Below are 20,195 nucleotides of genomic sequence, written 5' to 3'. Positions count from 1 at the left end.
GTGTGAGGTTCCGCTGTGGCGTTCGACGAGATGGTGCTCGATGCCGTGCTCGGAGAGGAAGATCGAGGACGACAATCCGCATCCTCCACCACCGACGATGAGAACCGGAACGGTGATGTCAGGCATGGGTGGTGCTCCTTCTAGCAGTGGTGAGGGCGCCGTTGCCGGCGGGAACGAAGTGGTGGCGCATTTCGCCGATACCTTCGGCACGGGTGACGAGTTCGTCGTCCGGGCCGATCAGGCGTTTGGGTTCTCGAACCCAGCCGACGCCGCCCGGAGTGCCGGTGAAAATCAGGTCGCCGGGACGCAGGGGCAGGATCGTGGACAGGTAGGCCACGAGTTCCGGGATGGGGAAGATGAGGTTCCGGGTGCGCGACTTCTGCATCTCCTGCCCGGAGAGGATGGTGCTGACCTCGATGTCGTCACGATTGGTGAACTCGTCCGGAGTGACCAGCATCGGTCCGATGGGTGCGAACCCGGCGAAGGACTTGCCGAGGTTGAACTGCTGCGGCGGCGGTCCGGCGAGCTGTAGCTCTCGTTCGGACAGGTCCTGCCCGACGGTCAACCCCGCAACGTAGTCCCAACCATTCTCGGCGTCGACGTGCCGGGCGTGACGACCGATGACCGCGACGAGTTCGACCTCGAAGTCGACCGAGCCGGGAGGGAGTTCGATGTCGTCGTAGGGACCGGTGACGGCGCCGGGGAACTTGGTGAACACGAACGGCGTGTCCGGCAATTCCAGGCCTGCCTCTTCCACATGATCGCGATAGTTCACGCCGACGGCGAAGATCTGTCCGGGACGGGGGACCGGGGCCCGAAGCTCCGATTCGACGATCGGCGATCCTGCCGCGGTGTCGACCGATTTTGCCCACTCGGTGAACTCGTCCCACCGGTCGAGGACGGCGTGGGGATCGGCGGAGAATCTGTGGCCGCTGGCCTCTTCGACATCCACCGCGCGGCCGTTGGCGACGACCTTGAGGCGCCCGGATTGATTTGCCACTCGCATAGGGGTCCTTTGATCATGTAACGGTGCCAGTCGTGAGGTGGGCCCGAAGTGAGGTCGTCCAGGCCCGGGTTCGATCAGTTGGTCAGTGCGACCATGGGGTCGGGCAGGCCCGGGCAGGTCTCCCTCGCCCACGAATGGGTGGTGATCTGCTCGATCGGCGTGCCCTGGTGCAGCGCGTGACGCATGATTGCGGGATCGAACGCAACCCCGATCGGGTTCCCGGCGTATTCGGGCCCGTTCATGTAGTCCGTCGCCTCCTCGGGTGTGGCGAAGTTGTCGATCTGCAGCTCGACGAAGTTCCCATCGGGATCCTGGTAATAGAGCGACGTCGTCACACCATGCTGGATGGGAACCTTGGGCTCGATTCCCTTCTCTTTCAATGTGTCGTGCCGGTCGAGAAGATCGTCGAGCGTGTCGAACGTGTATGCGGTGTGATGCATGCCGGCGGCACCGGGATTGCGGGGGGCGAGCTCCACGGGTGCTCCCAGCAGCGCGACCCGGTGGTGCTCCTCGTCGAACGTGATGAAGCACAGACCGTGCCCCTCGAAGACGACGTGGGCATCGAGCACGGTGCAGTACCAGTCACGCATCTCTTCGAGACGGCTGGTCTGCAGCACCACATGCGCGAACTTGGGTGTGGCGGCCATCGTTGACTCCTTTTGTGTCCGGTGGCCAAAACGACGCTAGGCCGTTGTGGCACAGGGGTTGTAATTGCGCGAACTCACACGCGCTATATGTGATAACACCGCCGATTCATGGTTGGCGGCGGCCCCCAGCGTGTGGAGCCGATCACTGCGTGTAATACGTTATAACAGAGGTCACTGCGGTTGCCAAGCTTCTGACGGTGGGGGATCCGCGCACTCGTGAAACCGGCCGTTCCTGAGGAATGGGGGCCCCAAACTCTGCCGCGTGCCGAAATTTCAGTCCGCACATCACGGCCCGCCAGCGGTCCGATGCTCCAGCGCCGCGGGACGTGAACCGACCAGGCGCCGGCCGGTGTCGGTTGGATGTCCGGCCTACCGCGCAGCAGCCTCCGGGCGATATCGGTCGCCTCGGAGGTGTGAGCAGGGAACGGCGGTGAGACTCCCACCAGTACCTCCGGGGTTGCGTGAGGTCGTCCACCTTCGATGAGGATTCGTTCGAGATCGATCACCCGCACAAGCGGCTGATCGGCGTTCGTGATCGACCCAACGAACAGAAATGTGTACTCACATCCTTGGCGGTTTCGGACTCCGACCAGTCGTACTCGCCGGCTTCCGAGGAGTAGTTCTTCATCGAGCGCCACGCAGGGCCTCGATCGGAGCCCGTCCTTACTCGTTGGCCGGCCCGCATGTCCTGATATGCACGGGAAGTGTCGTCGCGCTGCCGAGTCGAGGAAGGCTGTGCTGGCGTTCATCCGTCCTGCCTGCCTTTGTCGTCCGATTCTTCGGACCGCGGTGGCCCCTTCGCCTCTCAATTGTTGTGATGCAGGGCACAATATTCTTGGGCCCTGTGCCAGGAGATCGGAAGCGCTTTTGCGCTGTGCGCCAAATCGGGCACCGCTCGCGGCCGCGCCAATCACGCCACTTCGGGCCCTCTGGCGCCAAAACATAGAACGCGCATTGCCGAGGACTACGGCAACGGAACTCCACCATCCTTCGGTCAGACCCCGTCCGACGCGAACCCAGTTTTGTTGATGCGACGCACCTTGGTGATCGCGGCGGCGAAACTTGTCGGCTGTCGCGAAGAGACGTTCACCATGGTCGCTTCTGAATCGGAACTCACGGACCGTGCGATGCTGATCGAGCTGTGCGACGAGATTTCGCAGAGAAGGCCTCGAAGACGGTGAGACGGTCCTGGTCCTAGGCGCCAAATGTTCGTGCGATCCTGGGCGTGACCGGCCAGGCTCCACATCCGCCGGGACGTTCAGCGCGCGCATCCTGGCTACTTCGTCGAGCAACGGTCAGATCGAATCCGGTCGATCGGCGTAGCACGCTTCCTCGACACCGATCCGGACCGGTTCGAGCAGGTCGTCAATGTGGTTATCGGAGGGCCCGGAGCCAATCTGGTCGACGAGGTGCCGCATTCTCCACTTCGAACCGTTCCCCACCCTGGGTCCGACCGACTTCGGTCCAATGCTCCAATGTGCCGAGAAGCACCGCACCCGGTGGCCGACTTGACGTTGAAGTCGGGTTGCCCGGCCGCAGCTCCCCTGCAAATTTGACGACATCTCGGCACGATCGAGCTGGTGAACAAAGACGAGAGCTCGCTCGGCTCTGTACTGGTCGAAGACACGCCGGATCGCATAACGACACATGAGGACGGGGACGTCGAACACTAGCCAAACCTCAGTGCGCGGCCGCCCGGATGTTCCGGGTAGGAATTCATGCGAGGGCATAGCGTGCAACAGAACGCGTCAGATTTTGGCGTTGCGCCCTAGGGGCATGTGTTGCGCATCACGTAATCTTCATATGTCCACGGATACGCTATCGGACCAGGTCAAGCTGTCGATAGATTGCCAACGACTGAGCGAACCGTACCGTCAGAGCGCCTGCACGTCGAGACCTTCCGGGGAGGGCGCGCATGGCGCAGACCGAGGAGCAGTGATGACCACCGTCGAGGGCCGTTGGGTGAGTCAGCTCAGCGTGAGCGATTCGAAGCGGATCCAATCGGTCTGCTCGGCCGAACTGCTCGAGTTGGCGGCCGGCCAGGTGGGGTGGGAGGCGTTGGACTGGGCTGTCGCACTGGGAAACGATCTCGCGCACCGGTGTGTAGAGATCTTTCCAGAGTTCGGCGACCGGCCGGCGCAAGTGGCAACAGTTCGTCTCGGTACCGAGTCGGCGGCGATTATCACCCTGCTGGCAATCGACGGGCACGACTTCCAGATGCCGGAGATCAACGACGACACGGTTCGGGCAATCCAGGAGTGGGTTCAACGGGGCGTTTCGCTGTTGACGATCTGGGCGGCGGTCCGCCGGGGGCACCAATGGCTAGCCGAAGAATACATGCGTGCCTGCATGGAACAGGTACCTGTACAGGAACAGCCGGCTCAGCTTCAGTTGATCTCACAGGTTCTGCTGCGCTTTATCGACCGGTTTTCCGACGCGATCGGCCGTGAGTACGAGACCGAATACGGGCGGTGGATGACTACGACCGCAGCTGCACGCGAACAAGTCGTGAGAGCACTTCTCGGTCGTGAGGGATACGACGTTGCCGACGCGGAGAAGGAACTGCAGTATTCGCTGGCGCACCGTCACCACGTCGGCCTGGTTCTGTGGTCCGATACCAACGACCTCCGCCGAAACTCTAGTCTGAACAAGATCGCCGACACAGCGCTGAGGGCCAGCGGCGCCGAACAGGTACTCCTGATCCCTCACGGTCAATCCACCTTGTATGCCTGGGGGAATCGCACACGGTCGATCTCTTCCCTGCACCTCGAAGTCGCCATCGATGAAGAAGCCCCCGTGCGGATGGTGATCGGACGACCGCACGAGGGACTGGCGGGCTTCATACGAACACATAACGAGGCGCAGCAGGCGCGAGTCGTCCTCGACGCCTTGCCTGGTCTGCGAGACAAGACGGTCGATTTCGTCGACGTGCACCTGCTGTCAGTCCTGGTGCAGGACATGGAGAAGGTGCACAGCTTTCTCGAGGCCGAATTGGGCGAACTTGCCGCGGACGACCCACAGAGCGCGACGCTTCGACAGACCGCAGAGGCCTACTTGCGCCTCAAACACAGTCCACTCGCGGTCGCCAACGAACTGTACGTCGTACGTAACACCGTGATCTATCGGCTGAAGAAAATCGAACAGCTCATCGGACATTCGCTCGATGAACGCGCTCTTGAAACGTGGACCGCACTCGTGCTCAAGGACGGAATGACCACCTGCTCAGACCCGCGACGGCAGACCAATCCATGATCGGAAAGAACGGAACGAATACGCCATGACAACTATGACGATCGAAACCCGTGCACCCAACCCGTACAACGGCGACTTCGGACGCGGTATTCGAGCCTTGGCGGAAGGCGAGGTGATCGTGATGATCGACGATTCACGCATCGTGTTGATCGCGTGTGCCGGCACTGTCAGCACCGAGCAGATGGCGTTCATCATCCGCCACACCAGCGGCTTCGTGCAGGTCGCGCTCCACGAGAAGGTATGTGACAGTCTCCTCCTCGCTGAGGCGATCCCATCGGATCGATACACTCCAGCACACGCCCGCGGACAGTGCGTTGCCGTAGACGCTGCCGTCGGAACGACCACAGGAATATCCGGTGCGGACCGTGCTCGAACAGCGAGGGTGCTGGCCGATCCCTCCACTGAACCCGAGGGGCTCACTCGTCCAGGGCACCTCGTCCCCGTGCGTGTCATGGCATCGAACCAGAATGTCCAGACCGTTCCCGCGCTCGCGCTCGCACTGACTGATTGGGCGCATCCCAGTCGATCTGGTGCGGTCTTCGCAGATCTCGAATGCGTCGACGCACCAACACGACTGGCAGTCTCGGCGGAGGCGGTCCGATTCGCGAACCAGCAGGGCCTTGTCACCGTCCGCACTCGCCGCACTCACGCGCACGGCGAATAGACTTCGTCCGGCATCGACCACGGTTGCCTGCCGCGCCACTACTGCACGGATCGCTGACGCAAACTGCCACGCTGATCCGAAGCGAACAAAGAAGCATAATTAGCTGTGTAACAGTGAATGTCGCACACAATTCGTTCCTAGCGTGCCACGCGCGGAGATGCGAGTAGCCACGCTGGCTACTCGAAAGGCGGCGCGTGCCCAGCCGCGGACGCAGCTTCTGCAGCGTTACGCGCCCGGTGGCAACACCTTTGAATTTGAAATGCAAAGATGTTGCTGTGCAATGAATTCACGAATTTTGTATCGGTCGACTTGTCGTCGATGGCCCATTTCGGGGCTTGCGTTATAACTTATTTCAACGTAATGTGTTGTAGCACACACCAGAGCTTGGCGTGATTCTGCGAAGGGCGTCGCTCGAGGAATTCGATCCGCGCGAGCGCCCGAACAGCTTTGACGCACACCAGATTGTGGCCCTCTGGGAGCCACGTTGATGAACCAACTATGGAGGAGAACAGTGACTGCTACTGCGATGCCGCGGGATACTCGGGATTTGTTGGCGGAGGCGGTGAAGATTGCTCCGGTGGTTGCCGAGGCGGCGCCGGAGGCGTTGGAGTTGCGGCGTGCACCGGATCGCTCGGTGGAGGCGCTGATCAACGGTGGTTTGACGGTGATGTCGTTGCCGGTCGAGCATGGTGGGTGGCGTGCTCCGACGGCGGTGCAGGCCGAGGTGATGGCGACGCTGGCCGAGGCNGACGGTTCGTTCGCGTGGGTGACTTCGATCTACAACGCGGTCGGTCATATGGTGTGNGCGTTCGGTGATCAGGCGCTCGAGGAGTTTCTGGGATCGGAGATNCCGCGGTCGGCGGGTGTGTTCGCGGTGACCGGTCGGTCGGCTGCCGTCGACGGTGGGTACCGGGTCAGTGGTAAGTGGGGTTTCAGTTCCGGTCAGCATCATGCGGGCTGGATCATCGTGCCCGGCATCCCGGAGGAGGGTGGCGCGCCGATCGCGTTCTTGGTGCCCAAGGCCGAGTTCGAGGTCAAGGACGACTGGTTCGTCACCGGCTTCATCGGCACCGGTTCCAATACCGTNGNTCTCGACGATGTGTTCGTTCCCGAGTACCGGGCCATCCCGTTCATGGACATCGTCACCGGTAACTATCGGACCGCGTCTCTCGCCGGCGACACGTACTACAACCAGCCGTTCGTGCCGTTCATGTGTGCGATGTCGGTGGGTCCGGCGATCGGACTCGGGCGGGCTGCATTGCGTGCGTTCGAGGAGCGTGTCGGATCTCGCGGCATCACTTACACCAACTACGCCCGTCAGGCTGACGCTCCGATTACTTTCCATCAGCTCGCCGAGGCTCGGATGAAGCTTGATCAGGCGAAGTTCCACGCCGATCGGATCACTACTGCGGTTGACGAGCATGCCGCTTCCGGGGCTGCGTGGGACGTCGTCGAGCGGGTNCGGTGTAGGGCGGATATCGCGTGGGCGATCAAGCTCACGCGTGAGGCCTGCGAGATCGTTGAGCACGGTTCCGGTGCGAATGCGTTGCGNGCTCAGGACAAGCTGGGTTCGATCCTGCGGGACATCCGGACGATGTCGGTGCACTCGTTCCTGCTGCACTCGACGAACGCGGAACTGTATGGGCGGATCCTCGCGGGCAACGAACCCGACGTCCCCTTCATCTAGCGAAAACGTGTGTGCAATCGCCCTGCACCGCATGCAGTTGCGCGGCGATTGCGCGCCCTGCACGACGAAAGGAATCAGATCGATGGGTAAAGAGAACGATTCACTTCAGGACAGCTTCAAGGAGGTGATGGCTCATGTCGCGACGCCCGTCGCGATCGTGTCTTCCGTTGACGGAGGGCTTCCCGTCGGGACTACGGTCAGCGCGTTCACGTCTTTGTCCATGACCCCACCGATGGTGTTGGTCTCCCTGGACAAGGGTTCGGAGACACTCGAACTCGTGGCGGCTTCGGGGCGTTTCGGCCTCAATATCCTGGCCAGTGATCAAACGTCCACGGCTTTGAAGTTCGCGAAGAAGGGGGGAGTGGGGAAGTTCAACGGCGTCCGTTGGGATCTTGACCACGAGGTGCCCCGGATCACTGGAGTCGCCGGCTGGGTGGCATGCACGGTGGAGCAGATCGTCGAGGGCGGTGACCACATGATCGTCCTCGGTAACATCGTGGCGGCCGAGCATGTACACGGCGAGCCGCTCACCTATCACGGCCGGGTGTTCGGAACACACTCCGCCATCGAGGTGCTTCAGTAGCCAGTCCCGCTTGCCGGCGAGCAATCCCGAACTGATCGGTGAGTTGTGACCAAGTTTGGCATACTGCCCACCTCCGTCGATTCGGACACGGTCCACGCTGAGCACTCTGCGCAATTTCTACGACAGATCTTGTGCGGAACGGGAATTTGATTCACTGTTATAACAACCTTCTCGGACAGAACGATGCGGCGGCAGATCCGCTGCCATCCGCCGCCCTCCAGGCCGCGCTCGATCGGGCGGTCCACCCGCTGCCGGTCGTTCAGCCGAACCAGATCGTGCCCGCCGCAAAATATCGCACGTAAGGAAAGACACTCCGATGCACAACACCCTGCCCGTCGATCACGGGACCGCAACCCCGGCCACCCGGCCCGGCGGTTCGGTGGACCTGGAGACGCTCGAATCGATCCGGCAGCGGGTGTTGTGGCTTTCGACGTCGATGATCCACCACGCCAACCGGATCCGACCCAACCCCACCGGCCTGAAGGTCGGCGGTCACCAGGCNTCCTGTGCGTCGATGGTCTCGATCATGACCTCGCTGTGGTTCGAGCAACTCCAACCCGGGGACCGGGTGTCGGTCAAACCGCANGCCTCCCCGGTGCTGCACGGCATCAACTACCTGCTCGGTGAACTCGACGAGAAGTACCTGACCACGCTGCGGGAGTTCGGCGGCCTGCAGTCCTACCCCAGCCGCTCCAAGGACCCCGACACCGTCGACTACTCCACCGGCTCGGTCGGCATCGGCGCCACCGCCCCGATCTGGGGCGCCATGGCACGCCGCTACGTGCAGACCACCACCGGCGGCGCCGGCACCGGCCGCCAGTACTCCCTGGTCGGCGACGCCGAACTCGACGAGGGCGCGGTGTGGGAGGCGATCCTCGATCCCGGTATCGCCGACCTCGGCGAGGTCGTGTGGATCGTCGACCTGAACCGGCAGTCCCTGGACCGGGTGATTCCGAACATCGCCGCGAACCGCTTGGAGAAGATGTTCGACGCCGCCGGGTGGCAGGTGATCACCGTCAAATTCGGCAAGCTGCTCGAAGAGTTGTTCACCCGTCCCGGTGGGCAGGCGCTGCGCACCCGGATCCTGGACATGCCCAACCCGGAGTACCAGCGGTTGCTGCGGTGCAGCGCCGACGAGGTCCGCACCCGCCTGCCCGGCGACGGCCCCGGCTCCGNCGAGATCAGCGGCCTGATCGCCGGCCTCGACGACCCCACCCTGACCGCGGCCATCCGCAACCTCGGCGGTCACGACCTGTCCGCGCTGACCGCGGCCTACCGGCAGATCGACGACACCCGGCCCACGGTGATCATCGCCTACACCATCAAGGGATACGGGCTGCCCACCCAGGGACACCCGCAGAACCACTCCTCGCTGCTGTCGGTCGACGAATATGCCTCGCTCGCNGCCGATCTGGGCATGGACCCGGCGAATCCGTGGGGCCGGTTCCCGGCCGACTCCGCGGCGGGGAGGCGGTGCGCGAGTANCGCGGNNCGGCTGCGCCGGGACCCGGTCCCGGATGCGCCCGCGCTGACGATCCCCACCGACATCGGCCGCACCCCGAAGGGCACCGCCACCACCCAGGCCGCGCTCGGGCGGGTGCTGCTGGACCTGACCCGCGAAGCACCCGAGGCCGCGAAACGGGTGGTCACCGTCAGCCCNGACGTCAGCTCCACCACCAACCTCGGCGGGTGGGTCAACAAGGTCGGCGTGTGGTCCGCGGCCGAGCGCCGCAACTGGTTCGACGACGACCGCGAAACCATCATGCACTGGAATGAGCGGCCCACCGGGCAGCACATGGAACTCGGCATCGCCGAAACCAACCTGGTCGGCCTGATGGGTGAACTCGGCGCCACCTGGAGCCGATGGGGACAGCCCCTGTTCCCGATCGGGGTGATGTACGACCCGTTCGTCGAACGGGCCCTCGAGCCGTGGTCCTACGGCATCTATGCCGGTGGACAGTCGATCCTCGTCGGCACCCCCTCCGGTGTCACCCTNGCCGCCGAAGGCGGTGCGCACCAGTCGATCAAGACCCCGTCGATCGGCCTGGAACAACCAGGATGCATCAGCTACGAACCGGCCTTCGCGATCGACACCGAGTGGACNCTGCTGGCCAGCATCGGCCGGCTCGGCCGCCCCGACGGCACCTCCGCGTACCTGCGGCTGTCCACCCGCCCCGTNGATCANACCCTGGCGGCGGTGCCCACCGACCCGGCGGCCCGCGAACGCCGCCGCCGGCAGGTGGTGGCCGGCGGGTATCCGCTGGTGCGCCGTGCGGGTGCGCGGGTCACCGTCGTCGCGATCGGGGCGATGATGACCGAGGCCCTCGCCGCCGCCGACCGTCTCGCCGAACAGGGCATCCCCGCCGACGTCGTCTGCGTCACCAGCCCCGGGTTGCTGTTCGAGGCCGTCCAGGCACGNCANGGCCGCGGGTCCGGTGAGAGCTGGATCCTCGANCAACTGTTCCCGGCCGATCGCGCGACCCCCATCGTCACCGTCCTCGACGGGCATCCGCACACGCTGGCGTTCCTCGCCGGCATCAACCGGGTGCGCAGCGCCNGCCTCGGGGTCAGCAAGTTCGGGCAGGTCGGATCCCTCGACGACGTGTACNGCTACCACGGCATCGACACCGACAGCATCGTGCGCGCCGCGCTCGACCTCCTCCCCTGACCATCCGCGTTTCACAGGAGCAGACCACCCATGACAACCGAACAACTCGAAGGCATCACGGTGCGNATGCCTGCCCTCGGGGAGAGCGTCGACGAGGGCACCATCACCCGGTGGCTCAAACAACCCGGCGATCNNATCCTCGCCGAGGAGCCACTGCTCGAGGTTGCCACGGACAAGGTCGACACCGAAATACCGTCCCCTGTCGGCGGGATGCTCCACCGCATCCTCGCCGAGGAGAACGACGTCGTCGCGATCGGCGCCGACCTGGCGATCATCGTCGAATCCAGTGGTGCGGGCAGCGATTCTCCTACGCGATCCGCGTCTCCAAGGCCGGCGCCGGCTGGCGATCCGGCACCGATTGCGGCAGCGGCGCCCCCGGCTCCGGCGGCGGCCGTTCCCCTGCCGCTGTCGGAGCCGGACAGCGACACGGCGAGGACCCCCGCGACGCGGGCTCGCATTGGATCGACTACCGAAAAGCTGCCACGAATCCGCCGCACCATCGCCCAGCGGATGGTCGAATCATTACAGACTGCCGCACAGCTGACCACGGTCCTCGAGGTCGACGTCACCGCGATCGCGCGACTGCGGGCCGCCTACAAGGACGACTTCCACCAGAGGACCGGGATCAAGCTCTCGTTCCTACCATTCTTCGCCAAAGCCGCCGTCCACGCTCTATCCGAGCACCGAGTCCTCAACGCCTCCCTCAACAGCGACGTCACCGAGGTGACGTACTACGACCACTGCCANCTGGGTATGGCCGTCGACANCGANAAGGGGTTGATGGTACCGGTCATCCGCGATGCCCAGCAGCTCGGAATCGAGGAACTTGCCCGGGCGATAGCGGACAAGGCCGANAAGGTGCGCACCGGCACGATCACCGCCGACGAACTGTCCGGCGGCACCTTCACCCTCACCAACACNGGGAGCCGGGGTGCATTGTTCGACACCCCGATCATCAACCAACCTCAAACCGGGATCCTGGGTGTCGGTGCCGTGGTCGAACGGCTCGTTCCGACGCGGCAGGACGGTGAGCTCCGCATCGACGTGCGGTCGATGGCCTACCTGTCGATCTCCTACGATCACCGCATCGTCGACGGAGCCGACGCTGCACGGTTCCTCACCGCCGTCAAAAAACACCTCGAAGAAGATTTCACTGCAACAGATTTGATCTGATCGTCTCCGACGACGCATTCAGGACCAGGAGGAATGATGACCCAAGACACTCGCGCCATGCTGGCGTTCGCCACGAAATGGTCGCGTTTCGGTGGAGGAGACGAGTACATCCTTCCCGAGTTCGGAATCACCCCCGCGGTGTTCTACCAACGCATTCTGTCGATGGTGACCACCACGCTGATCGATGAGGTCGATTTCGCGACCCGCACACACCTGCGGGAGTTCTGTTCCCTCAAACTCGTCCAGTCGGCAAGTGCCACACCTGTTGCGCCGGTTTCATTGTCGTCCCTCTGAAAAGCGACACAGCGGTTCCCTCCACACGAAGTGAGCCACTGCAGATTTGATGGGTACACCGAGATATAGTTTGAGGCCCGGCGATCACTCGCCGGGCCTCTTCCTCGCATTCGGTGAGGCGACCGCGTCACACGTCGCTGGGACGAGCGACGATCTTGACCTCGAGGTGCACGAGGCGCGACACCCCAGCCCACGGTCCTAGCATCGGGTAAACCGTACGATCCAATGTCGTATCGGCGATGAGCTCGATGGTGTCGCAGTCAGTTTGGACCGACCGCAGCTGCAACTCGACGGGAGCGGCGGTCCCTCGCACAGTGACCTCACACCGGACGCTCTCCGCCGACAGAGCGGCACCGTCGATCGCCACGCGAATCGTAGGATGCTCGGCGGTGTTCAAGTAGTGCGAGGTCCTCAGATGCCAATCACGCGGTGCCATACCAGTACCGATCTTGTCGGCGGCGAGGGCGCCGCCTCCGGTGAGGCGACCGTGGCTGATTTCGATCGAACCGTCACGCACGGGGAATGTCCCTCGAACCCACATCAGCCCGAAAGCCTTTGCGCGAAAGGCGACAGTGGACTGAGTGGTATCAACGACGTACGTCCCCGCAGGAATCGCGTCGGACGAGGGACCGGACGGAACGGACTGAATGTCGGGCATAGTGAAGAACTCCTCGAGTCGAGTGGCCTAGAAGACCACCATAGTAATATGTGATAACAGACATGTTAGTGGAGTCCGAAGGTCATTTAAACCCCCTCCGTCGCTGCGGGTTCGGCGTTCGGGGAGCGTCGGCCACCCGCGCGGCCCGAACCGGCGAGGCGTAGCGGGGACGCCGGGCGGCGCGAGGTGGCGACATGCCGCCGGAATCGCGCGGCCAAGGCGTCGAGACTCAGCACGATGACCACGTGGTGGTTCCCGACCGTCGCATGAACGTGCAGATTGCTCAATCCCAGCGCTGTTGATTGCACTATCTGCATATCGCTGATTGACTGTTATCACGACAGGCCCGCGAAAGTGAATCGTACTTTCCTGTGGCCCGCCGGGAGAGCTCACGAGGCTGTGGACCCGGACACCGACCCCGCCGCGACCGATCGACGCGAGAGATGCGGCGGGTCCGAACACAACCGTAGTCCGCCGGCAGGAGGTGCGCCGCGGACCCGACCCGAGGACTTGTTCGTGAGCTCATCCACGCCTACCGCCCCGACCACGCAGCGACACCTCACCCCGGTCCGGCAGAGTAGCCCTACCGGCCCCGACCGCACACCGGTCGACTCCTATGACCACTGCCGCCGGTATCCGGCGCGGGTCACGGGGGCGCAAGCGGTGGTGCGCTCACTCGAGGCGCTGGAAGTGGATGTCGTCTTCGGCATCCCGGGAGGCGCTATCCTGCCCGTCTATGACCCGTTGGTCGATTCTCGGCGCGTCCGCCACATATTGGTGCGTCATGAACAAGGTGCCGGTCATGCTGCGACGGGCTACGCCCAGGCCACGGGCAAAGTCGGAGTGTGCATGGCGACCTCCGGGCCGGGCGCGACAAATCTGGTCACCCCTCTCGCTGATGCGCAGATGGACTCGGTGCCGGTCGTCGCAATTACCGGTCAGGTCGGACGCGGCCTGATCGGGACGGACGCCTTCCAGGAAGCCGATATTTCGGGCATAACCATGCCGATCACCAAGCACAATTTCCTGGTCACCGACGCCAAAGACATTCCTCGCACGATTGCCGAGGCATTTCACATCGCCGCCACCGGGCGCCCCGGAGCGGTCCTCGTCGACATTCCCAAGGACGTCCTGCAGGCCACGACCACGTTTTCCTGGCCGCCGGAGATGCACCTGCCCGGATACCGACCGGTGACCAAGCCGCACCGCAAGCAAATCCGAGCGGCCGCCGACTTGATCGCCGCAGCGAAGACACCGGTCTTCTACGTCGGTGGCGGCGTCATCAAAGCTGGGGGTTCGGCCGAGTTGATGACGTTGGTCGAGCTGACAGGGATCCCTGTCGTGACGACGCTGATGGCCCGCGGAGCGTTCCCGGACAGTCACCGGCTGCATTATGGGATGCCCGGTATGCACGGAACCGTTGCCGCAGTGGCGGCACTGCAGAAGAGCGACCTCCTGATCGCAGTCGGCGCCCGATTCGACGACCGCGTCACGGGCGAGGCAGCATCGTTCGCTCCCAACGCCAAGGTCATCCACGCCGACATCGACCCTGCCGAGATCGGAAAGAACCGATATGTCGACGTTCCGATCGTCGGTGACTGCAAGAAGGCGATCGCAGCCCTCGTCGACGAGATCGGCGGGCACGGCGAACTTCCGGCGATCGACCGTGCAGAGTGGCTCGGGTACCTCGACGACATCCGTCGGGCATACCCGCTCAGCTACGACCGACCCGCCGACGGAGCGCTTTCCCCGGAGTTCGTCATCGAGGCCGTCGGCAAGGCTGCCGGCCCCGACGCGATCTATGTTTCCGGGGTCGGGCAACACCAGATGTGGGCCGCAAACTACATCGACTACGAAAAGCCTCGCACCTGGCTCAATTCGGGCGGCCTGGGCACGATGGGGTACGCGGTCCCGGCGGCACTCGGGGCCAAACTCGGCGCACCCGACCGCGAGGTGTGGGCGATAGACGGGGACGGGTGTTTCCAGATGACCAACCAGGAACTGGCCACCGCCGCGATCGAGGGCGTCCCGATCAAGGTCGCCCTGATCAACAACGGAAACCTCGGAATGGTGAAACAGCTCCAGGCGATCCACTACGAGGGTCGGTACTCGAGCGTCGACCTCGCCACACATTCCCGCCGCATCCCGGACTTCGTCGGCCTCGCCGAGGCGCTCGGGTGCGTCTCCCTGCGGTGTGAGCGCGAGGAGGATGTCGAGACGGTCATCGCCGAGGCGCGCTCGATCGACGACCGCCCCGTGGTCATCGACTTCATCGTCGGAGACGATGCGCTGGTGTGGCCGATGATCGCCGCAGGTGCCAGCAATGACCAGATTATGGCTGCCCACGGAATCCGACCATTGTTCGACGACAATGAGGAAGTCGCCAAGAAGGCCACGATCGCGGGACTGATAAATACGGAGTAGTGGCTCGAACCCCTCGACGTCGGACCCCTGCGCGCAGCCGATCCGGCAAAGCTGTTATAACATTACTCGAGGCGGTAGTGGCCGTCGAAGCCGGAGGTCAGAACCGAGCGGAGGATGCGGTGACCGCAAGCACACAGGAGCAGCGTTCGTTCGTGCGATCGTTGGAGCCCACGTCGGTTCCCGATCAAGTGGCCAAGGAGATCCGTCGCGCCATCTTGTGCGGTGAACTGCGGCCGGGGCAGACATTCTCGCTCCGCGAAATTTCGGGCCAGCTGGGCGTCAGCTTCATTCCGGTACGAGAGGCCCTCCGCGACCTCGAAAGCCAGGGCCTCGTCATCACCAGACCCGGCAAGAGCGCGATGGTCGCCCCACTCGCGCACGACGACCTCCATGGCGTCTATCGCCTGCGTCGGCAGATCGAACCCGAGCTTGCCGGGCGCGCGTCCAAGATGCTCGCGAGTCAGGATTTCGATCGACTCGAGGTTTACTTGACGATGTTCGCGGACGAGACGTTGGGTATCGACGATGTCTACGACGCCCATCACGCGTTCCATTACGAACTGCTGCGGCCGGCGGCGACGGTCTGGGATCTACGCATCCTCGACGGGCTGTGGCACGCCGCAGAACGGTACGTCCGGCTCGCCTTCGCCGGACGCGATGCCGACCCGGACGAACCGAGCCGGCGGTGGCGCACGCACCACGAACTCCTGGTCGCCACTCGTACCGGTGGGGTTCGCCAAGTCGCGGCAGCGACACGCAAGCATCTCGACGACACCGAGCAGATCGCACTGCGCGCGCTCGACCATATCGCTCCATAACCGGATCTGCCCCGCGCCACCATCCGGTGGCGCGGGCATCCGTCTCATTCAGGCAGGTCGGGTCACGCGCTCCCGTCGGCGGCGTGTCCGACGTCCGCACGATGGAATCGTTCGGCGTACCCGATGTACCAGTCGAGCGCGTCCGGGTCCGCGACGGTAGCGCGACTGATCGCCACCTGGGGTGCGATGCCTTGGATCAGCTTCTTGACCGGTATCTCGAGCCGTTTGCCGGTGCGGGTGACCGGGACGGCTGGCACGTCGATCACCTCGTCGGGCACGTGGCGGGGTGAGACCTGAGTCCTGATGGTGGTGCGGATCTTGTCCAGCAGCGCCTCGTCGAGTGTGTACTCCGGACGCAGCACCACGAACAGCGGCATGTGGTAGCCGCCATCGGGCAATTCCGCACCGATCACGAGGGATTCGGCGATCTCGGGGAGCGTCTCGACCGCTTGATAGATGTCCGCCGAACCCATCCGAACTCCGCCACGGTTGATAGTCGAATCCGACCTGCCGTGGACTACACATGCCCCATCGGCCTCGATCGTGATCCAGTCGCCGTGACGCCAGACGCCGGGATAAACGTCGAAGTAGGCTTCTTGGTAGCGGTGGCCGTCGTCGTCGTTCCAGAAATAGATAGGCATGGACGGCATCGGGGCGGCGATGACCATCTCACCGACCTCTCCCGTCACCGGCTGGCCGGCCTCGTTCCACGACTGGACATCAACCCCCAGGTAAGGACCCTGCAGCTCCCCTGTCCGCACCGGAGCGAAAGGATTGGCTCCGATGAACCCCGTTGCCACATCGGTACCACCGCTGTCGGAACCCAGATGGACATCGCCGGTGACCGCGTCGTAGACCCACCGCCAGGTCGAGTCCGGTAGCGGTGAGCCGGTTGACATCATCGACCGAAGCGCCGAGAGGTCGAACTCGTCCCCAGGCCGAGTGCCCACCCGCTCGCACAAGGTCAGGTAGGCCGCCCCGGTGCCGAATCGTGTGACGCGGTGCTCGGCGCAAATTCGGAACTGATGGTCGGGTCGCGCGTACGTGGGGCTTCCGTCGTAAGTGATGAGGGTTGCGCCGGTGGCCATCGCATCGACGAGCATGTTCCACACGACCCAGGCAGTGCTCGCTGCGATGAATACCCGATCGGTCGGGCCGAGGTCGTAGTGGAGGGCGTTGGCCTTGAGTGCCTCGAGTAGAATGCCGCCGTGCGAGTGCACGATGCCCTTGGGCAGGCCCGTCGTTCCGGAGCTGTACAGAATCCACAGGGGATGATCGAACGGTACCTGTTCGTAGTTCGGCTGCGCATCGCCCACGACGAGGTCTGCGTAGTCCGTGACACCGTCCGGGACCGCGACCGTGTCGTCGAGATTGCGGACCAGAATGGTGTGGCGTACGGACGGGAGTTGTTCCCGGAGGCCGGCGAGGAGGTCGATCCGGTCGATTCTTTTGCCGTTGAACTGGTAGCCGTCGACGCCGATCAGGATGGTCGGCTCGATCTGTGTGAAGCGGTCGGTCAGGCCTTTGAGTCCGAAATCAGGTGCGCAGCAAGACCATACGGCTCCCACGCTGGCGGCGGCGAGTACGGACACGATGGCAGGGGCGATGTTCGGAAGTACTGCCGCGATCCGATCACCGGGCCGAACCCCGACGCGGCGGAAGTGCGCTGCGAGGTTGGCCACCTGCGCCACCAGGTCTTGCCGGGACAGTTCACCGCTGATCCCGTTCTCGTTGACCGAGATGATCGCGGTGCCATCGCGCTCACAGTCGCGGAGAAGGTTTTCGGCCCAGTTCAAACGGGCATTCGGAAACCACTGCGCCCCCGGCATCGTCCGATCGGTCAACACCGTGGTCGGCGGTGCCGAGGCGATGACGTCGAAGTACTCCCAGATGGAGGACCAGAATCCATCGAGGTCGTGGACCGACCACCGCCATAGGGAGTCGAAATCGGTGGTTTCGACCTGCTTTTCAGCTGCCAACCAGCGCTGGTACTGCGCTAGTCGGGATGCGCTGATGCGCTCGGCCGAGGGTGCCCACAGCACCTCGCGTCCAGCCTCGGACATCGGTGACATTCCTTTCACCTGGGTTGTGGGAGCTCGCGGACGCGGACAGCGTCCGCGAGCAGCATATTTCGGAGGGTGTTTCGTTAGCGTGCGAGCACGGCGCCGAAGACGCGGGTGAGTTCACCGACAGCGTCGGCAGTGCCACTGGTGCTCCGCCAGGCGACGTGGTTGTCCGGGCGGACCAGGATGGCGCCGGCCTCGTCGATCTGGCGGAGGGTGGCCCACGTGCCTTGCGTGTCGGTGAAGGGGCCGCTCTCGGAGATCTGCGCGATCTTCAGCCGGATGCCGAACTTTTCCTCGACCACGGCGGCGGCTTTCGCCCATTCTTCGCCCTCCGAAGCGACGATGAGAACGAAGCAGGCACAGTTCTCGGTGAGATCGTGGGTGGAGATCTGCTGTCCGGACTGGTCGAGCCATGCATGGGGGAGCCGGTGCCCGGGCCGGGTGGTGGGGAAGTACACGCTGCCGAGGGGGTCGCGCGGTGGGGCGTCGCTTCCGTCGGGGACCAGAGCGCCGTTCGGGTAGGAGAAGCCGATCTCGAGATCGTGCGCCTGGAACTCGGTGCGTTGGGTGTTGATGACTTCGGCGGCGCGCGCTCGTCGGGTCTCGCCCATGGGTGTGTCTGAGAAGTATCCGCGGAATACGTCGATCTGCGCGTCGAGGGGCTGGCCGGGGATCACGCCGATACCGGAATCGATGACCAGGTGGTTGAGGAAGGTGAACATCGCCCAGTCGACGTTCCGCATCCCGACCACGCGGCGTTCGGCCTCGTAGGTGTCGAGTAGTGCGGGGGCGGCGTCGTCAACAAGCACTGCCGCAAGCTTCCATGCCAGATTGTGCGCGTCCTGGATGGCGGTATTCAGTCCCAGGCCGGTGGTCGGCGGGTGCCGGTGTGCGGCGTCACCGGCGAGGAAGACGCGGCCGACCTGGTACTTGTCGGCGAGTACGCCTTCGAGGATCCAGTGGCTGACGTGGTGGATCTCGAGGTCGAGGTCCGGCAGCTTGAGGAGCTCGCGCAGGCGGGGGACGATCGCCTCTTCGTCGAATCGGGCGGGGTCGTCGGGCCGGAAGGTGAAGTGGAGGACGAACTCCTCGGAGTGTTTGCCCCAGGTCGGGCCCATCGCGGCCATGGCTCCGCTGGCCCAGGAGCCGGCGCCTTCGGGGTTGAGCAGCCAGGTGATCAGGACATCGTCTTCCCAATACTGTGACAGGTCTGCGGTGAAGTGGGTGCTGACCATGTCGAGGAGCCCGCTTGGACCCTCCATCTTGACCCCGAGCGCATTCCCGACGGTCTTGCCGCCGTCGGCGGCGATCATGTATTGGGCGTGAACCGTGTACGTTTCTTGCGTCTGCAAGTCCTTGATCAGCGCATGGACGCCGTCGTCGTCCTGGTCGAACGTCACCAGTTCACGGTTGAAATGGATCGACTGCGGTGCCCGGCGCTCCGCGTGGTCACGCAACAGCGGTTCGAGTCGGATTTGCGGGTAGTTACTCGAATGGCACGGGCTGTCGACTGCGTACTTCTCCTCGAGGGTCCCACCACCGAAGGATTCCATCGAGAACAGGGTGCGACCGTCGAGTTCGCCGTCGCCCCCGAGCGAGGTCACCCAGCGGGTCTTGCCCATGTTCTTCGGCTTGGTGCCGACTGCGTAGATGGAGTCGGCCACTCCGTACTGGCGGAAGACCTCCATCGTGCGCTGGTTGAGGTAGTGGGCCTTCGGGAGGTGTGAGGTTCCGCTGTGGCGTTCGACGAGATGGTGCTCGATGCCGTGCTCGGAGAGGAAGATCGAGGACGACAATCCGCATCCTCCACCACCGACGATGAGAACCGGAACGGTGATGTCAGGCATGGGTGGTGCTCCTTCTAGCAGTGGTGAGGGCGCCGTTGCCGGCGGGAACGAAGTGGTGGCGCATTTCGCCGATACCTTCGGCACGGGTGACGAGTTCGTCGTCCGGGCCGATCAGGCGTTTGGGTTCTCGAACCCAGCCGACGCCGCCCGGAGTGCCGGTGAAAATCAGGTCGCCGGGACGCAGGGGCAGGATCGTGGACAGGTAGGCCACGAGTTCCGGGATGGGGAAGATGAGGTTCCGGGTGCGCGACTTCTGCATCTCCTGCCCGGAGAGGATGGTGCTGACCTCGATGTCGTCACGATTGGTGAACTCGTCCGGAGTGACCAGCATCGGTCCGATGGGTGCGAACCCGGCGAAGGACTTGCCGAGGTTGAACTGCTGCGGCGGCGGTCCGGCGAGCTGTAGCT

Annotated in this window: 16 protein-coding genes; 9 read left to right on the top strand and 7 right to left on the bottom strand. The window is 64.0% G+C overall.

Translation table 11 applies throughout. The features are described 5' to 3' along the window. From CA951_RS45295 to CA951_RS41225, 3 genes are all read right to left on the bottom strand, one after another. The coding region (locus CA951_RS45295) for an FAD-dependent monooxygenase (protein ID WP_143543200.1) at nucleotides 1-126 on the bottom strand (126 nt) is incomplete at its 3' end. Beyond that, nucleotides 119-1,006: a fumarylacetoacetate hydrolase family protein gene (locus CA951_RS41230; protein ID WP_087562338.1), complete on the bottom strand. Its 888-nt coding sequence runs from the start codon at nucleotides 1,004-1,006 to the stop codon at nucleotides 119-121. The genes CA951_RS45295 and CA951_RS41230, both read right to left, overlap by 8 nt. 74 nt (nucleotides 1,007-1,080) lie before the next feature. After that, complete coding sequence (locus CA951_RS41225; RefSeq protein WP_087562337.1) at nucleotides 1,081-1,653, bottom strand: VOC family protein; 573 nt, start codon at nucleotides 1,651-1,653, stop codon at nucleotides 1,081-1,083. 1,938 nt (nucleotides 1,654-3,591) lie between these two features. Between CA951_RS41225 and CA951_RS41220 the strand changes: the two genes are divergently transcribed. The 7 genes from CA951_RS41220 (at nucleotide 3,592) to CA951_RS41190 (ending at nucleotide 11,974) form a co-directional block, all read left to right on the top strand. Continuing rightward, nucleotides 3,592-4,905, top strand: a complete 1,314-nt coding sequence (locus CA951_RS41220) for a CdaR family transcriptional regulator (RefSeq protein ID WP_179220515.1) — start codon at nucleotides 3,592-3,594, stop codon at nucleotides 4,903-4,905. Between the two features lie 25 nt (nucleotides 4,906-4,930). After that, nucleotides 4,931-5,569, top strand: a complete 639-nt coding sequence (locus tag CA951_RS41215) for a 3,4-dihydroxy-2-butanone-4-phosphate synthase (RefSeq protein ID WP_087562335.1) — start codon at nucleotides 4,931-4,933, stop codon at nucleotides 5,567-5,569. A gap of 511 nt (nucleotides 5,570-6,080) precedes the next feature. Beyond that, nucleotides 6,081-7,256, top strand: coding sequence for a flavin-dependent monooxygenase (locus CA951_RS41210; protein WP_179220514.1), 1,176 nt, complete (start codon nucleotides 6,081-6,083; stop codon nucleotides 7,254-7,256). An 82-nt stretch (nucleotides 7,257-7,338) separates the two neighbouring features. Then, nucleotides 7,339-7,839 (top strand): flavin reductase family protein, encoded by a 501-nt coding sequence (locus CA951_RS41205; RefSeq protein WP_256974302.1) that lies wholly within the window; start codon nucleotides 7,339-7,341, stop codon nucleotides 7,837-7,839. A gap of 316 nt (nucleotides 7,840-8,155) precedes the next feature. Continuing rightward, nucleotides 8,156-10,507, top strand: a complete 2,352-nt coding sequence (locus CA951_RS41200; RefSeq protein WP_087562333.1) for a transketolase C-terminal domain-containing protein — start codon at nucleotides 8,156-8,158, stop codon at nucleotides 10,505-10,507. Between the two features lie 30 nt (nucleotides 10,508-10,537). Beyond that, entirely contained in the window at nucleotides 10,538-11,680 is a 1,143-nt protein-coding gene (locus CA951_RS41195; protein ID WP_087562332.1) for a 2-oxo acid dehydrogenase subunit E2, read from the top strand. A gap of 36 nt (nucleotides 11,681-11,716) precedes the next feature. Further along, nucleotides 11,717-11,974, top strand: coding sequence for a DUF3263 domain-containing protein (locus tag CA951_RS41190; RefSeq protein ID WP_087562331.1), 258 nt, complete (start codon nucleotides 11,717-11,719; stop codon nucleotides 11,972-11,974). A 127-nt stretch (nucleotides 11,975-12,101) separates the two neighbouring features. On the opposite strand, the gene CA951_RS41185 is transcribed toward CA951_RS41190, so the two are convergent. Beyond that, nucleotides 12,102-12,632, bottom strand: coding sequence for a YceI family protein (locus tag CA951_RS41185; protein WP_087562330.1), 531 nt, complete (start codon nucleotides 12,630-12,632; stop codon nucleotides 12,102-12,104). A gap of 516 nt (nucleotides 12,633-13,148) precedes the next feature. On the opposite strand from CA951_RS41185, the gene CA951_RS41180 reads away from it, so the two are divergent. Continuing rightward, nucleotides 13,149-15,056 carry an acetolactate synthase large subunit gene (locus tag CA951_RS41180; RefSeq protein ID WP_087562340.1) on the top strand — a complete coding sequence of 636 codons (1,908 nt, stop codon included), beginning with the start codon at nucleotides 13,149-13,151 and terminating at the stop codon, nucleotides 15,054-15,056. A gap of 119 nt (nucleotides 15,057-15,175) precedes the next feature. Continuing rightward, complete coding sequence (locus tag CA951_RS41175) at nucleotides 15,176-15,874, top strand: GntR family transcriptional regulator (protein ID WP_218780570.1); 699 nt, start codon at nucleotides 15,176-15,178, stop codon at nucleotides 15,872-15,874. Nucleotides 15,875-15,936: 62 nt separating this feature from the next. On the opposite strand, the gene CA951_RS41170 is transcribed toward CA951_RS41175, so the two are convergent. The 3 genes from CA951_RS41170 to CA951_RS41160 form a co-directional block, all read right to left on the bottom strand. Further along, on the bottom strand, nucleotides 15,937-17,937 hold the full coding sequence (locus CA951_RS41170; RefSeq protein WP_087562329.1) for an acetoacetate--CoA ligase: 2,001 nt from the start codon (nucleotides 17,935-17,937) through the stop codon (nucleotides 15,937-15,939). Between the two features lie 83 nt (nucleotides 17,938-18,020). Continuing rightward, nucleotides 18,021-19,787 carry an FAD-dependent monooxygenase gene (locus CA951_RS41165; RefSeq protein ID WP_087562328.1) on the bottom strand — a complete coding sequence of 589 codons (1,767 nt, stop codon included), beginning with the start codon at nucleotides 19,785-19,787 and terminating at the stop codon, nucleotides 18,021-18,023. After that, on the bottom strand, nucleotides 19,780-20,195 hold a 416-nt coding region (locus CA951_RS41160; protein ID WP_143543199.1), incomplete at its 5' end, for a fumarylacetoacetate hydrolase family protein. The genes CA951_RS41165 and CA951_RS41160, both read right to left, overlap by 8 nt.

The organism is Rhodococcus sp. NCIMB 12038, assembly GCF_002165735.1.
Taxonomy (GTDB): domain Bacteria; phylum Actinomycetota; class Actinomycetes; order Mycobacteriales; family Mycobacteriaceae; genus Rhodococcus_F.
Note: the sequence above shows the minus strand (reverse complement) of the source record. Positions and strands in the feature narration are given on the sequence as shown.

Coding starts and splice junctions, on each gene's coding strand:
- CA951_RS41230 (WP_087562338.1), bottom strand. CDS start 1,006: ATGCGAGTGGCAAATCAATCCGGGCGCCTCAAGGTCGTCGCCAACGGC.
- CA951_RS41225 (WP_087562337.1), bottom strand. CDS start 1,653: ATGGCCGCCACACCCAAGTTCGCGCATGTGGTGCTGCAGACCAGCCGT.
- CA951_RS41220 (WP_179220515.1), top strand. CDS start 3,592: ATGACCACCGTCGAGGGCCGTTGGGTGAGTCAGCTCAGCGTGAGCGAT.
- CA951_RS41215 (WP_087562335.1), top strand. CDS start 4,931: ATGACAACTATGACGATCGAAACCCGTGCACCCAACCCGTACAACGGC.
- CA951_RS41205 (WP_256974302.1), top strand. CDS start 7,339: ATGGGTAAAGAGAACGATTCACTTCAGGACAGCTTCAAGGAGGTGATG.
- CA951_RS41190 (WP_087562331.1), top strand. CDS start 11,717: ATGACCCAAGACACTCGCGCCATGCTGGCGTTCGCCACGAAATGGTCG.
- CA951_RS41185 (WP_087562330.1), bottom strand. CDS start 12,632: ATGCCCGACATTCAGTCCGTTCCGTCCGGTCCCTCGTCCGACGCGATT.
- CA951_RS41170 (WP_087562329.1), bottom strand. CDS start 17,937: ATGTCCGAGGCTGGACGCGAGGTGCTGTGGGCACCCTCGGCCGAGCGC.
- CA951_RS41165 (WP_087562328.1), bottom strand. CDS start 19,787: ATGCCTGACATCACCGTTCCGGTTCTCATCGTCGGTGGTGGAGGATGC.